A 12,919-nucleotide genomic window follows, 5' to 3' on the forward strand; every position below is an offset into this window, starting at 1 on the left:
ACTGTCCTATCAGTGGGACAAACTATCGCATTGTTGCTGACTAATCAGCTATTGGTTTCATCTGTAGGATTGTCTCCATCAGATCGCCCGGTGGCGATCCTCACTTGGAGATCCCACATGAAACTCTTGCACATTGATTCGAGCATCCTTGGTGACAACTCTGCTTCCCGTCAGCTGAGCCACAGTGTCGTCCAGGCCTGGAAAACCGCCGAGCCTGCTGCCGTGGTGACTTACCGCGACCTGGCCAGCGATGCCATCAGCCATTTCTCTGCCGCGACGCTGGTCGCTGCCGGTACCACCGCCGAGCTGCGCAACGCCGCACAACAGCACGAAGCTGAACTGAGCGCTTCGACCCTGGCCGAATTCCTCGCTGCCGATGCCGTCGTGATCGCAGCGCCGATGTACAACTTCACCATCCCGACCCAGCTCAAAGCCTGGATCGACCGCATTGCCGTTGCCGGCCAGACTTTCCGCTACACCGAAGCCGGCCCTGAAGGCCTGTGCGGTAACAAGAAAGTCGTGGTGGTGTCGACTTCTGGCGGTATGCACCTGGGTCAGGCGACTGGCGTAGGTCACGAAGAGTATTTAAAAGTCATGCTGGGCTTCATGGGTATCACCGACATCGAGTTCGTCCGCGCCCATGGCCTGGCTTACGGTGACGACGTTCGCAACAAAGCCATGAGCGATGCTCAGGCGCACATCAGCGAGCAATTGTTCGCTGCCGCGTAAGGCTTGCGTAAAGAGTTAAAAAGCTCAGGCAATACCCACTAGACTCTGTATTCTGATCGTCGTAAAACGATCGGGGTACGGAGTCTTTCCGTATCTGCATCAAAAGCGCTGTCGTTTTAGTTGTTGGCCCAGGTTATGCAGTCTCGGGTTATCGGCCCCGTTCTGCATAGACCTTGAAAGCGGCAATTGTCGGTGCAAGGCTTTAATCCAAGGGATTGGCGGAAAACGGGTATTCCAATCGGGTAACAAGGTGGGGCATCCCATGATGCGTCTTTGTGCAATGTTACTGATTTGCCTGCTCAGCAGCCTGAATTCAGTGCAAGCCGCGCCTGCGCCACACCCTCATTGGAGCGTTGGCTACCATGAGCTGACGTTTCTCGATCCGCTGGATTCACGACCCATGCGGGCCATCGCCTTTTACCCGTCGACCGGTATCGAGCATTCAAGCAAACTCGAGGGTTATCAGGTCCAGGCGACCGAAGACGCAAGGGTCGCGATTGGCCGCTTTCCGATGTTGATGCTCTCACACGGCAACATCGGCACCCCACTGGCGTTGCATGACCTTGCCACATCGCTGGCCCGCAAAGGCTTTGTGGTGGTGGCGGTGATTCATCCCGGTGACAACTCCAAGGACCACAGCCGCCTCGGTACGTTAAGCAACCTTTATGGCCGGCCGATCCAGATTTCCGAAGCCATCACCGCAACCTTGGCTGATCCGATGCTGTCGCCGTTCGTCAATCCCGACGAGGTCGGAGTGATCGGTTATTCGGCCGGTGGCGAAACGGCGTTGATTCTTTCGGGCGCCACGCCGGACCTGAATCGTTTACGCCTTTACTGTAAAGAACGCCCCGACGACGGAGACGCCTGCAGCACCAATGGTGAACTGATTGTCGACCGCGATGATTTGCAACCAGTCGCTGACCCACGGGTTCACGCGCTGTTACTGATGGCGCCATTGAGCCTGAAGTTCGGCCGTCATACCTTGGCCGGTGTGCATGTGCCGGTGCTGCTCTATAGCGGAGATGGCGACAAACTGGTCGCCCTCGATAAAAACGCTGCGGCGCTCGCTCGCAAGCTACCCGTTGCTCCGGATTTCAAACTGCTGGCGGGGGCCGGGCATTTTGTGTTCATGGCACCGTGTACGCAGGAGCAACTCGCGGCGATGCCGGCCTTGTGCACCGATGCTGAGGGCGTTGACCGCGAGGACATTCACCGTAACCTGATCTCCGAAGCGGGGCGATTCTTTGCTCAAACCCTGAGCAAGCCAAGCGGGGCGGGAATGCAGACGGCTGACCAGACGTTGCCGTAGACGCCAGGGTCTTAGGGCGGGTTGAGTGCTGAGCGCCGTTTCAGCAGCAGGGTCAGCCCCAGTCCGGTGATCGACAACAGCGCCGCGCAGAAGAAAATCCACGCGTACCCCAGGTTCAACGCCACCGCGCCCATCAACGGCCCGGCGATCGCCAGCGCCAGATCGAAAAACACCGCATAGGCACTCAAGCCGGCGCCACGGCTGCTGCTTGGCACTTGCTTGATGGCCTCGACACCCAATGCCGGATAAACCAGCGACAAACCGAACCCGGTCAGCCCCGCCCCCATCAACGCCACGGCCGTCGACGGGGCCAACCAGAGCAGGCCCAGCCCCAGGGTTTCGATGCTCATGCAGGCGATGGCCGAGTTGAACCCGCCAAAGCGGTTGATGCTGGAGATAAACAGCAGGCGCGAGAGGATGAAACAGATGCCAAAGACCGTCAGGCACCAGGCCGCTCCGGTCCAGCCGCGACTGATGTAAAACAGGGTAATAAAGGTGGTGAGCGTCCCGTAGCCAATCGAAGCCAGACTCAGGCTGGCGCCAAAGGGTGCGACGCGCCCGAACACCGCCCAAAACGGCATCCGCTCACCGCGAATGACCGGCACTGAGGGTTTGTTACGAATCAGCAGCAACGCCGCCAGCGCCAGCACCGAGAGCGCAATCCCAAGGCTGACGAACCCCAACTGACCGACCATCACCACACCCAGTGGCGCACCAATCGCAATCGCGCCATAGGAGGCAATGCCGTTCCAGGAAATCGAGCGGGCGGTGTGTTCGGCCCCCACCTGACCCATGCACCAGCTGATGGTGCCGACGCCGATCAGACCTTGGGCAATCCCCAATAACAATCGACCGCCGATCAGAATCATCAGGCTCAGCAACGGCAGACTCTGCAACAAGGTCGACAGCAGCGTCAGCACGCCACTGAGCATGATCCCCAGTAACCCGTAGACAATCGCCCGTTTGGTGCCGATGTTGTCAGACATACGGCCCGCCATGGGCCGGCTGAGCAGGGTGGCCAGGTACTGCGAGCCGATGGTCAGGCCGGCAATGACAGCGCTGAACCCCAGTTGCTCATGGACATAGCCCGGTAACACCGCAATCGGCAGACCGATGCAGAGAAACGCGACAAAGGTATAAAAAACGATGGAGACGATCTGCAGGGTGATCGCCGTGGAACTGGCGGGAGGCGTTTGTTGCACGGACATGAGCGCTCGTTCGCGGGCGGGCGGTTAGAGAGCTGCATCATGGCGCGAGCCTGAAATAAAAGGAAGCAGGCTAACGGTTTATGGAGGTCAACTGCGTGACTTTTCAGACTGTAGGGTGACTGTGGCGAGGGGGCTTGCCCCCGTCGGGTCGTGAAGCGGCCCTGAATCTGCGATCGCGGTCGATCAGAAATACCGCGTTCAACGGATATACGACTGCTGCGCAGCCGAGCGGGGGCAAGCCCCCTCGCCACATAGATTGCGCGGCCTTAGTTCAGGCCCAGTTTTCCACGCAGGGTCGACAGGTCTTCCGCCAGGGTATTGACCGGGCCGACCAGCGCCTTGCGGTCGTTTTCCTTGACCTTGTCGTAGGTTTCGAAACCGCCGCCAGCGGTTTTGTACTTGGCCAGAATCGTGTTCACGCTGGCGAAGTTCTTGTCGACTTTGGCGACGAAGGCCTTGTCCTGTTTCTCGAGTTGCGGACGGAACAGGTCGACTATTTTTTTCGCGCCGTCGATGTTGCCCTGGAAGTCATACAGGTCGGTGTGGCTGTAGCGGTCTTCTTCGCCGGAGATCTTGGTGGCAGCGACTTCTTCGAGCAATGTAGCGGCGCCGCCCACGACTTTTTCCGGCGGGAAGGTCAGGCCGGCAACGCGGGTTTGCAGGTCCTTGACGTCTTTGTTCAAACCATCGGCAAGATCACCAAGGCCCTCGGTGCTTTTCTCGGAGAACAGGCTGTATTCGATGCGGTGGAAACCGGTGAAGTCTTCAGCCTTGACACCTTTTTCGTGGTCGTTGACGCGCGAGTCGATGGACGCATCGAGGTCACTGAACAGCTCGGCAATCGGCTCGATCGACTCGTAGTAAACACGGGTGGGCGCATAGAGTTTTTGAGCGGTGGCCAGGTCACCTTTCTTCACCGCGTCGGTGAATTGCTGGGTGTGGCTGGCAAACCCGTCGAGCTGCTCGGTGACGTAGATTTTGTAATCCGAGATCGGCCCCACCAGATCCAGCGGCGCTGTGGTGGCGAAAGCCGACAGTGGAGCGTGGAGCAAGCCAAGGGCGATCAGCAAAGCGAGAGGCGACTTCTTCATGGGACTTTTCCGTGGGTTTGTTGTGTTCAGGGGGTTAAGCCGTGGTTTTCGGTTGAGTGGCATCGAGCAGTGAACGACCGATGAAATCCTTGTCACCGGTTACGCCCGGCAAGGTGAAGAAATAGCCGCCGCCGATGGGCTTGAGGTATTCCTCCAGAGGTTCACCGTTGAGTCGGGTTTGCACGGTGATGAAGCCGTTGTGCAGGTCGGCCTGGTAGCAGATGAACAGCAAGCCCATTTCCAGCTGACCGTTTTTGCTCACGCCGTTGGAATAATTGAACGGCCGACGCAGGATCAGGTTGGCCTGGGTCGCGGCAGTGCGCGGGTTGGCCAGGCGGATGTGCGCGTCCATTTTGGTCAGTTTGCCGTGAGGGTCTTTGGCATAGTCGGGCACCTGGCTTTCATGGCTACCGCCGATGGGCGCGCCGGTACTTTTGACCCGGCCGAGAATGCTTTCCTGTTCTTGCAGTGGCGTGCGATCCCAACGCTCGACGAGGTTGCGGATAATCCGCACCGCCTGATAGCTGCCATTGGCTGCCCAGGCCGGCTCATCGCTGCCTGGTTGCACCCAGACAATCTGCTCCATGGTTTTCTTGTCGTTGGAATCGGGGTTGGCCGAGCCGTCACGAAAACCGAGGAAGTTGCGCGCACTTTGCGCAGGTGTTCCAGGCTTTGCCGGTGCTTGCGGCGGTACGCTGCCTTCCTGTTTCCAGCGCACCAACAGCAGGTCCGGCAGGTTTTTCACGATGTCGCGCAAGGCGTGAATGTTGGTGTCGGCAGTGTTGGCGCAGAACTGCAGGCTCAAGTCGCCGTGGCAGAGTTCGGGTTGCAGCGCATCGTTGGGGAAGCCGACCATGCGGATCAATCGCTTGGGCTTGGCGCTGGCCAGGCCGAAGCGCTCGTCGAACAGCGATTCACCCACCGAGACGGTGATGGTCAGGTTGTCGGGCGTCACCACCGGGCCAAGAATTCCTGAGTCCACGGGTGGGAACTTCGGGTCGACCTGAGCCACCGGGCCGCCGGTCATCAGGAATGCAATGCGCTGGTTCAGCGTGCGAAACAGCCGTTCGAGGTCTTCGCGGTTGGTGGCCAATACGTCGAACGACACCAGCATGCCGCACGCCGGGCGTGGGGTGACGATGCCGGTCTGGTGCTGACCGTGGAAGTCATGGCGATCCTGGGTTTTGTCGCTGTTCGGTGCTTCAGTGACTTGCGCCGGGCTGGCGGCCATGGCCGGGCAACTCAACGTGCTGCCCGCCAATGCGACACCGGCGGCGCCCATGCCCAACAGTACGCGGCGACGCTGGGCATTAAACTGGTCTAAATCGTTCATCTGAATAGGTCTTCTGCTTATAGGCCGGAGAGGCCAAGGGCGGGATCGATTCCATCGAGTGCATCGGCCAGAACCTTGGCCTTGTCGGCGATTCGGGTGCGCTGATCGGCGCCAACACTGTCGTAACTGCTGTAGCCGTCTTTCACGCGCAAGCCGTTGAGCTCGGCATCGAGAGCGTGAGTCGCCGTGTCCAATCGAGTCAGTAACGCGGCGGCAGGTTTGGTCAGTAACGGACGCAGCAGATCGACCACTTTGCGGGTGACGTCAAGGTTGGCGGCGAATCCGTTGAGGTCGATGTGGCTGTAACGTTCTTCTTCACCGCTGCTGGCGCGTACATCGGCCATGTTGCGGAGGTTGCGGGCGACGATGCTGACCAGCTGTTCTGGTGGCAGCGACTGGGCCAGCAATTGCTGCTTGAGTTCGGTGACATCGGCGACCAGACGCTGGGCGACCGGTGTCAGACCGTCGACTGTTCGTTGCTGGAACAGCGCGTACTCGAGGCGGTGGAAGCCGATGAAGTCCGGATCCTGTTCGCGCTTTTCAAAGTAATCGGCTCGAGCATTGATGACCTTGTCCAGCTCCGCCAAGCGTTGAGCCGCCGGGGCGATGCGTTGATAGGCAACGCGGGCCGGCACGTACAGCGCCTGGGCCTGACTCAAGTCACCGGCGTCGATTGCCTGTTGCAACGCGCTGACAGCGTTGATCAGTGCGCTGCCCTGACTGCTCAGGTAAACCCGAAACTCCGACAACGGGCCGATAAACGCCACCATCGACGGCCGTGCCTGGGCCGCAGCATCCGATGCGGCGGTGGGCGTGACGTGCAGCGTGCCGCGCGGATTGCTGAGCAAGCCGCAGGTAATCGCATAATCACCCGGCAGCAGGTTGGCGGTGATCACCTGGCTCAGGCCGGGGGCGATGTTTTCGCGTTCCTCAAGCACCAGCACACCGTCGAGAATCTCCCATTCAACGGCGCGATCCGAGTGGTTGACGATGCGAAAACTGCTGCGGCCCGCTGGAACGGTCAGCGCATTCGGCTCGCAACTGTGCGGATTAATCGTGACGGTGATCTCGTCATGATTTGTCTGACGCTTGGCCGCGGCCATTTGCGAGGCGTAGTAGAACAACCCGCCGGCGGCGATCATCACGATCACCGAACCGGCCACCGCCCAGCGCAGGGCGCGGGGAGGCGAGGTCTGAAGAGGGGCCTGGTTTGACATGAATGCCCTTAATGGCTGGAGACGGAAGAGGGTGGCGTGGTGGCCGGTTTGGCCGGCGCGCCAGTCGGGAGGAAGAACATCACCAGCGCGACCAGCAGATAAATCAGGTAGACGCCGAGGGTGCTGACGGTCGGAGCATCCTGATAACCGAACATGCCGGCCAGCACCGAACCCAACGGGCCATCCATCGGCAGGGTTGCGCTGAAATCGAAGAGCACGGTTTGCAGGTGATTCCACAGCCCGGCTTCATGCAGTGCGCGCACTGAGCTTGCGAGAATGCCGGCCGCCACCACCAGGATGAACAGCCCGGTCCAGCGGAAGAACGCCGACAGGTTCAGGCGCATGCTGCCGCTGTAGATAAGGAAACCGATGACCATCGACAGCAGCAGGCCGAGCAGGGCACCGATCGGCGCCCCCGGGCCTTCGCTTTGCTGGAATACCGCGAGCAGGAAGAACACGGTTTCCAGGCCCTCACGGGCAACCGCGAAAAACACCATGGCGATCAGCGCGGTGACCTGGTGTCTGGAGCCCGCCAGCGCATGGTCGAGGGAAACGTGCAGCGAATGCTTGATCGAGCGCGCGACCTTGCGCATCCAGAACACCATCGAGCTCAAAACCGCGACGGCGATCAGGCCGATGACGCCCTCGAAGAGTTCCTGTTGTTTTTGCGGGAATTCAGCGCTGACCAGTTCCAGGCCACCGCCCACCAGCAGGGCCAGCGCGACGGCGAGGAAGACCCCGATCCACATGGCGGGCATCCATTGGCCGCGTCCGGTTTGCTTGAGATAACTGGCAATGATGCCGACGATTAACGCCGCTTCAACGCCTTCGCGCAGCATGATCAGAAAGGGAACCAGCATTCAGCACCGCGTCAGCTAAGGAGTGGATGCTAATTTGTAACATAATGATACTCATTACTAAATAGAGGTGATTGTCATTTGCCTGAACGGCAGCTGAACAAGAGTAGGAGCGAGGCTTGCCCGCGAAAAACGATAACGCGCTGTACCTGATGAACCTCATAGCCAATTTCGCGGGCAAGCCTTGCTCCTACGGATCCTGTGCCTGCGCTAAGATGGCCGACAAACAAAAAACAGGGTTCACCACGTTCAATGTCGGAAAAAGACACCATCTCCATTCATTTGGTGCGCGAAGCATTGCTGCAAAGCTGCGAGTCGAGTGCTGTCAGCACTGAAGTCTTGCTCAAGGTCGGGATTGAACCGCGCTTGCTCAGCGTGGCGGGTGCGCGTGTTCCGGCCACGGCCTACGCACGGTTGTGGCGACTGTTGGCGCGGCGCATGGACGATGAGTTCTTTGGCATGGACCCGCGCAGGTTGAAATCCGGTAGCCTGGAATTTCTCTGTCGTTGCGCCATGGCCCAGCCGACGTTGGCCGCGGGGTTGACGGCCGGGCTGGGGTTTCTGTCGTTGATGCTGGAGCGCATGCCGGCGCAGCTGGTTCATCAGCAAAGCCTGGCAGAAATCGTCCTGCTCGAAGACGACCAGGAACCGCGTCGCGCCTTCACTTATTTCACCTACTGGATGATCGTCCATGGTGTTGCCTGCTGGCTGGCGGGGCGGCGGATACCGATTCTGGCCATCGAACTGCGCTGCGCGGAACCGGACTTCTGCGATGACTATAAGGTGATGTTCTCCGAGAACCTGCGCTTCGACCGACCGCGTACACGGATGATTTTCTCGGCGGATTGCCTGGATCTGCCAATCAAGCGCAGCAGCGACGAGCTCAAGCGCTTTTTGGCCCATGCGCCGGCCAATATCCTGGTCAAATATCGCGATCCGCAAAGCCTCGCCAGCCGGATCAAACACGATTTGCGGCATCTGCCTGCCGAGCAGTGGCCGGAAACCGACAGCCTGGCGCAACGCCTGTGCATGTCCGCTTCGACGCTACGTCGACGCTTGGCAGAAGAAGGGCAAACCTATCAAGGCTTGAAGGACAGCGTGCGCAAGGAGCTGGCGATTGTCTGGCTGGCAGAACCTTCGATCAGCTTCGCCGAGATCGCCACACGGCTCGGGTTTGCCGATGCCAGTTCGTTCTACAAGGCGTTTCGCAAGTGGTCGGGGTCCAATCCGGGGCATTACCGCAGTTTGATTCTCAACGAAGCCCATTGACCCAGACCTTGTATTGATCGGTCTGGCGCTTTCGCGAGCAAGCCCGCTCCCACAGGGAAATGCATTTCAAATGTGGGAGCGGGCTTGCTCGCGAAGAGGTCATCACTGGCTACACATCTCTTGAACCTTGGCCAAACCAGTCACGCAACTTGAAAGCTTTGACCATTGTCCCGCGCCGCCCGCGGAGCGAGTATTTCCTGGATTTTTACGGTTCCCCCAACCTAATAAAAATACAGAGGGATTCTGGCAATGCGCGATTACCTGTCTGCGACTTCACAGTTCAACTATCAGCACACCGTCGATGCTGCGCTCAGCGGCTCGTTGACCGCACTCAACGCCTGCGTTGAATGCTGCGACCGCCATGCGATACCCGGGCGCATTGCCTTGTTCTGGGAGGGTCGCGACGGTGCCAGCGCCACGTTCACCTTCAGCGACCTGCAGGACAAAGCCGCGCGCTTTGCCAATTTCCTGCTGGCTCAGGGCGTGAAGAAGGGCGACAAGGTCGCCGGCCTGTTGCCACGCAACGTTGAATTGCTGATTGTGGTGTTCGCCACCTGGCGCATCGGCGCGGTCTACCAGCCGTTGTTTACCGCCTTCGGCCCGAAAGCCATCGAACACCGCCTCAACAGTTCCGGCGCCGCGGTGGTGGTGAGCGACGCGGTCAATCGTCCAAAGCTCAATGACGTTGCCGACTGCCCGACCATCGTCACCGTCGGCGGCCCGAAAGGCCAGGGCATCGTCCGTGGCGATTTCAGTTTCTGGGCTGAACTGCCCAACTATTCCGCTCAATGTGAACCCGTGCTGCTGGACGGCGAAGACCCGTTCCTGCTGATGTTCACCTCAGGCACCACCGGCCCGTCGAAAGCCCTTTCGGTGCCGCTCAAGGCCATTGTCGCGTTCCAGAGTTACACCCGCGACGCGGTGGACCTTCGCCCTGAAGATGCGTTCTGGAACGTCGCCGATCCGGGTTGGGCTTATGGCATCTACTTTGGTGTGACCGGACCGCTGTCCATGGGCCATCCGATCACCTTTTACGATGGCCCGTTCACCCTTGAAAGCACCTGCCGGGTGATCAACAAATACGGCATCACCAACCTCACCGGTTCACCGACCGCGTACCGCTTGCTGATCGCCGGCGGCGATGAGTTCGCCCGCTCGATCAAAGGCAAACTGCGGATTGTCAGCAGCGCTGGCGAACCGTTGAACCCGGAAGTGATCCGCTGGTTCGCCGACAATCTCGGCGTGGTGATCCACGACCATTACGGCCAGACCGAACTTGGCATGGTGCTGTGCAACCACCATGGCCTTGAGCATCCGGTCCACGTCGGCGCGGCAGGGTTTGCCTCGCCGGGTCACAGGATCGTGGTGCTGGATGAGGCCTATAACGAACTGTCGGTCGGTCAGCCGGGGATTCTTGCCATCGATCGCACGCAATCGCCGATGTGCTGGTTTGCCGGTTACGAAGGTGCGCCGACCAAGGCTTTCGTCGGCAACTATTACCTGAGTGGCGATACCGTCGAACTGAACCCGGATGGCAGCATCAGCTTCGTCGGCCGCAGCGACGACGTGATCACCACCTCCGGCTACCGGGTCGGTCCGTTCGACGTGGAGAGTGCGTTGATCGAACACCCCGCCGTGGTTGAAGCAGCGGTGATCGGCAAACCGGATCCGGAACGCACCGAACTGGTGAAAGCCTTCGTCGTGCTCAGCGCGCAATACCGTGCTTCACCTGAACTGGCCGAAGAACTGCGCCAGCATGTGCGCAAGCGATTGGCGGCGCACTCATACCCGCGTGAAATCGAATTTGTCAGCGAATTGCCGAAAACCCCAAGCGGCAAATTGCAGCGCTTTATCTTGCGCAACCAGGAAATCGCCAAAGCTCAAGAGGCCACGGCGAAGAACGTTTCAGCTTGAATCCAAGGAAACAATGATGCAGATCGAAAACAAGGTTTTTCTCGTCACCGGCGGTGCGTCGGGCCTGGGCGCGGCCACGGCTGAAATGCTGGTGGGTGCCGGTGCCAAAGTCATGCTGGTGGACCTGAATGCCGAAGCCGTCGCGGCTCAGGCAAAACGGCTCGGCGCGCATTGCGTCGTCGCGGACATCAGTCAGGAAGTGGCGGCAGAAGCAGCGGTGCAGGCAGCGGTCGCAGCCTTTGGTGGTCTGCACGGGCTGGTCAACTGTGCCGGTGTGGTCCGCGGCGAGAAAATCCTCGGCAAGAACGGCCCGCACGCGTTGGCCAGTTTCAGCCAGGTGATCAACGTCAACCTGATCGGTAGCTTCAACATGCTGCGCCTGGCAGCTGCGGCGATTGCCGAAACCGAAGCCAATGAAGACGGCGAGCGCGGAGTGATCATCAACACCGCCTCGGTGGCGGCCTTCGACGGCCAGATCGGCCAGGCCGCCTACGCGGCCTCCAAAGGCGCGATTGCCAGCCTGACCTTGCCTGCCGCCCGTGAACTGGCGCGCTACGGCATCCGGGTGATGACCATCGCCCCAGGCATCTTCGAAACGCCGATGATGGCCGGCATGACCCAGGAAGTGCGCGACTCGCTGGCCGCTGGCGTGCCGTTCCCGCCACGCCTTGGTAAACCGGTTGAGTACGCCGCGCTGGTCAGGCATATCATAGAAAACAGCATGCTCAACGGCGAGGTGATCCGTCTCGACGGTGCCTTGCGTATGGCCGCCAAATAAGGAGTATTTGTCATGACAATGTCCCACGATCCAATCGTTATCGTCAGCGCCGTCCGCACCCCGATGGGTGGTTTTCAAGGTGAACTGAAAAGCCTCAGCGCGCCACAACTGGGCGCTGCCGCGATCCGCGCCGCCGTTGAGCGTGCCGGTGTGGCCGCCGACGCGGTAGAAGAAGTGCTGTTTGGTTGCGTGCTGTCCGCCGGCCTCGGCCAGGCTCCTGCTCGTCAAGCAGCGCTGGGTGCAGGGTTGGACAAGTCGACCCGTTGCACCACCCTGAACAAAATGTGCGGTTCGGGCATGGAAGCCGCCATCCTGGCCCACGACATGCTGTTGGCTGGCAGTGCCGACGTGGTGGTTGCTGGCGGGATGGAAAGCATGTCCAACGCACCTTACTTGTTGGATCGTGCGCGTAGCGGCTACCGCATGGGCCACGGCAAAGTACTTGACCACATGTTCCTCGACGGTCTGGAAGATGCCTACGACAAGGGCCGCCTGATGGGCACCTTCGCTGAGGACTGCGCCGAGGCCAATGGCTTCACGCGTGAAGCGCAAGATGAGTTCGCAATTGCTTCGACCACCCGCGCACAACAGGCAATCAAGGACGGCAGCTTCAACGCCGAAATCGTCCCGTTGCAGGTCATGGTCGGTAAAGAGCAGAAACTCATCACCGATGACGAACAACCACCGAAAGCCAAACTGGACAAGATCGCCAGCCTGAAACCGGCGTTCCGTGACGGCGGCACTGTGACGGCGGCCAACTCCAGTTCGATTTCCGATGGCGCGGCGGCGTTGCTGCTGATGCGTCGTTCAGAAGCTGAAAAACGTGGCCTGAAACCGCTGGCAGTGATCCATGGTCACGCAGCTTTCGCTGATACGCCGGGGCTGTTCCCGGTGGCACCGGTGGGCGCGATCAAGAAACTGCTGAAGAAAACCGGCTGGTCGCTGGATGAGGTCGAACTGTTCGAAGTCAACGAAGCCTTCGCGGTGGTCAGCCTGGTGACGATGACCAAGCTGGAAATCCCCCACAGCAAGGTCAACGTCCACGGTGGCGCCTGTGCGCTGGGTCACCCGATCGGCGCTTCGGGTGCGCGGATACTTGTGACCTTGCTCTCGGCCTTGCGCCAGAAAGGCCTGAAACGCGGCGTCGCAGCGATCTGCATCGGCGGCGGTGAAGCCACGGCCATGGCCGTTGAATGCCTGTACTAAGGAATCAA

The 12,919-nt window shown here is 60.0% G+C and carries 11 protein-coding genes; 6 read left to right on the top strand and 5 right to left on the bottom strand.

The features are described from left to right. Positions 1 to 117: 117 nt before the first annotated feature. Complete coding sequence (locus AC3WK5_RS01780; RefSeq protein WP_054597502.1) at positions 118 to 729, top strand: FMN-dependent NADH-azoreductase; 612 nt, start codon at positions 118 to 120, stop codon at positions 727 to 729. 262 nt (positions 730 to 991) lie between these two features. Continuing rightward, positions 992 to 2,038 carry an alpha/beta hydrolase family protein gene (locus tag AC3WK5_RS01785; protein WP_103316500.1) on the top strand — a complete coding sequence of 349 codons (1,047 nt, stop codon included), beginning with the start codon at positions 992 to 994 and terminating at the stop codon, positions 2,036 to 2,038. A gap of 11 nt (positions 2,039 to 2,049) precedes the next feature. On the opposite strand, the gene AC3WK5_RS01790 is transcribed toward AC3WK5_RS01785, so the two are convergent. From AC3WK5_RS01790 to efeU, 5 genes are all read right to left on the bottom strand, one after another. Next, entirely contained in the window at positions 2,050 to 3,246 is a 1,197-nt protein-coding gene (locus tag AC3WK5_RS01790; RefSeq protein ID WP_103316498.1) for an MFS transporter, read from the bottom strand. 266 nt (positions 3,247 to 3,512) lie between these two features. Next, positions 3,513 to 4,337, bottom strand: coding sequence for an iron uptake system protein EfeO (efeO, locus tag AC3WK5_RS01795; RefSeq protein ID WP_054597499.1), 825 nt, complete (start codon positions 4,335 to 4,337; stop codon positions 3,513 to 3,515). 34 nt (positions 4,338 to 4,371) lie between these two features. Continuing rightward, positions 4,372 to 5,670, bottom strand: coding sequence for an iron uptake transporter deferrochelatase/peroxidase subunit (gene efeB / locus AC3WK5_RS01800; RefSeq protein WP_103316496.1), 1,299 nt, complete (start codon positions 5,668 to 5,670; stop codon positions 4,372 to 4,374). A gap of 17 nt (positions 5,671 to 5,687) precedes the next feature. Further along, positions 5,688 to 6,887 carry an iron uptake system protein EfeO gene (efeO, locus tag AC3WK5_RS01805; RefSeq protein ID WP_103316494.1) on the bottom strand — a complete coding sequence of 400 codons (1,200 nt, stop codon included), beginning with the start codon at positions 6,885 to 6,887 and terminating at the stop codon, positions 5,688 to 5,690. Positions 6,888 to 6,895: 8 nt separating this feature from the next. After that, positions 6,896 to 7,747 carry an iron uptake transporter permease EfeU gene (gene efeU / locus AC3WK5_RS01810; RefSeq protein WP_103316492.1) on the bottom strand — a complete coding sequence of 284 codons (852 nt, stop codon included), beginning with the start codon at positions 7,745 to 7,747 and terminating at the stop codon, positions 6,896 to 6,898. A 249-nt stretch (positions 7,748 to 7,996) separates the two neighbouring features. Here efeU and AC3WK5_RS01815 point away from each other — a divergent pair, with 249 nt between their 5' ends. The 4 genes from AC3WK5_RS01815 to AC3WK5_RS01830 all read left to right on the top strand — a co-directional run bounded on the left by AC3WK5_RS01815 (position 7,997) and on the right by AC3WK5_RS01830 (position 12,911). Further along, positions 7,997 to 9,013, top strand: coding sequence for an AraC family transcriptional regulator (locus tag AC3WK5_RS01815; protein ID WP_103316490.1), 1,017 nt, complete (start codon positions 7,997 to 7,999; stop codon positions 9,011 to 9,013). A 249-nt stretch (positions 9,014 to 9,262) separates the two neighbouring features. Next, positions 9,263 to 10,927, top strand: a complete 1,665-nt coding sequence (locus AC3WK5_RS01820; protein WP_103316487.1) for an AMP-binding protein — start codon at positions 9,263 to 9,265, stop codon at positions 10,925 to 10,927. A gap of 16 nt (positions 10,928 to 10,943) precedes the next feature. Further along, positions 10,944 to 11,705, top strand: coding sequence for an SDR family NAD(P)-dependent oxidoreductase (locus AC3WK5_RS01825; protein ID WP_103316485.1), 762 nt, complete (start codon positions 10,944 to 10,946; stop codon positions 11,703 to 11,705). Positions 11,706 to 11,717: 12 nt separating this feature from the next. Further along, on the top strand, positions 11,718 to 12,911 hold the full coding sequence (locus AC3WK5_RS01830) for an acetyl-CoA C-acyltransferase (RefSeq protein WP_103316484.1): 1,194 nt from the start codon (positions 11,718 to 11,720) through the stop codon (positions 12,909 to 12,911). The last annotated feature ends 8 nt before the right edge of the window (positions 12,912 to 12,919 follow it).

The sequence above is a fragment of the Pseudomonas sp. FW306-02-D09B genome (genome assembly GCF_058782685.1).

Coding starts and splice junctions, on each gene's coding strand:
- AC3WK5_RS01815 (WP_103316490.1), top strand. CDS start 7,997: ATGTCGGAAAAAGACACCATCTCCATTCATTTGGTGCGCGAAGCATTG.
- AC3WK5_RS01780 (WP_054597502.1), top strand. CDS start 118: ATGAAACTCTTGCACATTGATTCGAGCATCCTTGGTGACAACTCTGCT.
- efeB (WP_103316496.1), bottom strand. CDS start 5,670: ATGAACGATTTAGACCAGTTTAATGCCCAGCGTCGCCGCGTACTGTTG.
- efeU (WP_103316492.1), bottom strand. CDS start 7,747: ATGCTGGTTCCCTTTCTGATCATGCTGCGCGAAGGCGTTGAAGCGGCG.
- AC3WK5_RS01820 (WP_103316487.1), top strand. CDS start 9,263: ATGCGCGATTACCTGTCTGCGACTTCACAGTTCAACTATCAGCACACC.
- AC3WK5_RS01830 (WP_103316484.1), top strand. CDS start 11,718: ATGACAATGTCCCACGATCCAATCGTTATCGTCAGCGCCGTCCGCACC.
- AC3WK5_RS01785 (WP_103316500.1), top strand. CDS start 992: ATGATGCGTCTTTGTGCAATGTTACTGATTTGCCTGCTCAGCAGCCTG.
- AC3WK5_RS01825 (WP_103316485.1), top strand. CDS start 10,944: ATGCAGATCGAAAACAAGGTTTTTCTCGTCACCGGCGGTGCGTCGGGC.
- efeO (WP_103316494.1), bottom strand. CDS start 6,887: ATGTCAAACCAGGCCCCTCTTCAGACCTCGCCTCCCCGCGCCCTGCGC.
- AC3WK5_RS01790 (WP_103316498.1), bottom strand. CDS start 3,246: ATGTCCGTGCAACAAACGCCTCCCGCCAGTTCCACGGCGATCACCCTG.
- efeO (WP_054597499.1), bottom strand. CDS start 4,337: ATGAAGAAGTCGCCTCTCGCTTTGCTGATCGCCCTTGGCTTGCTCCAC.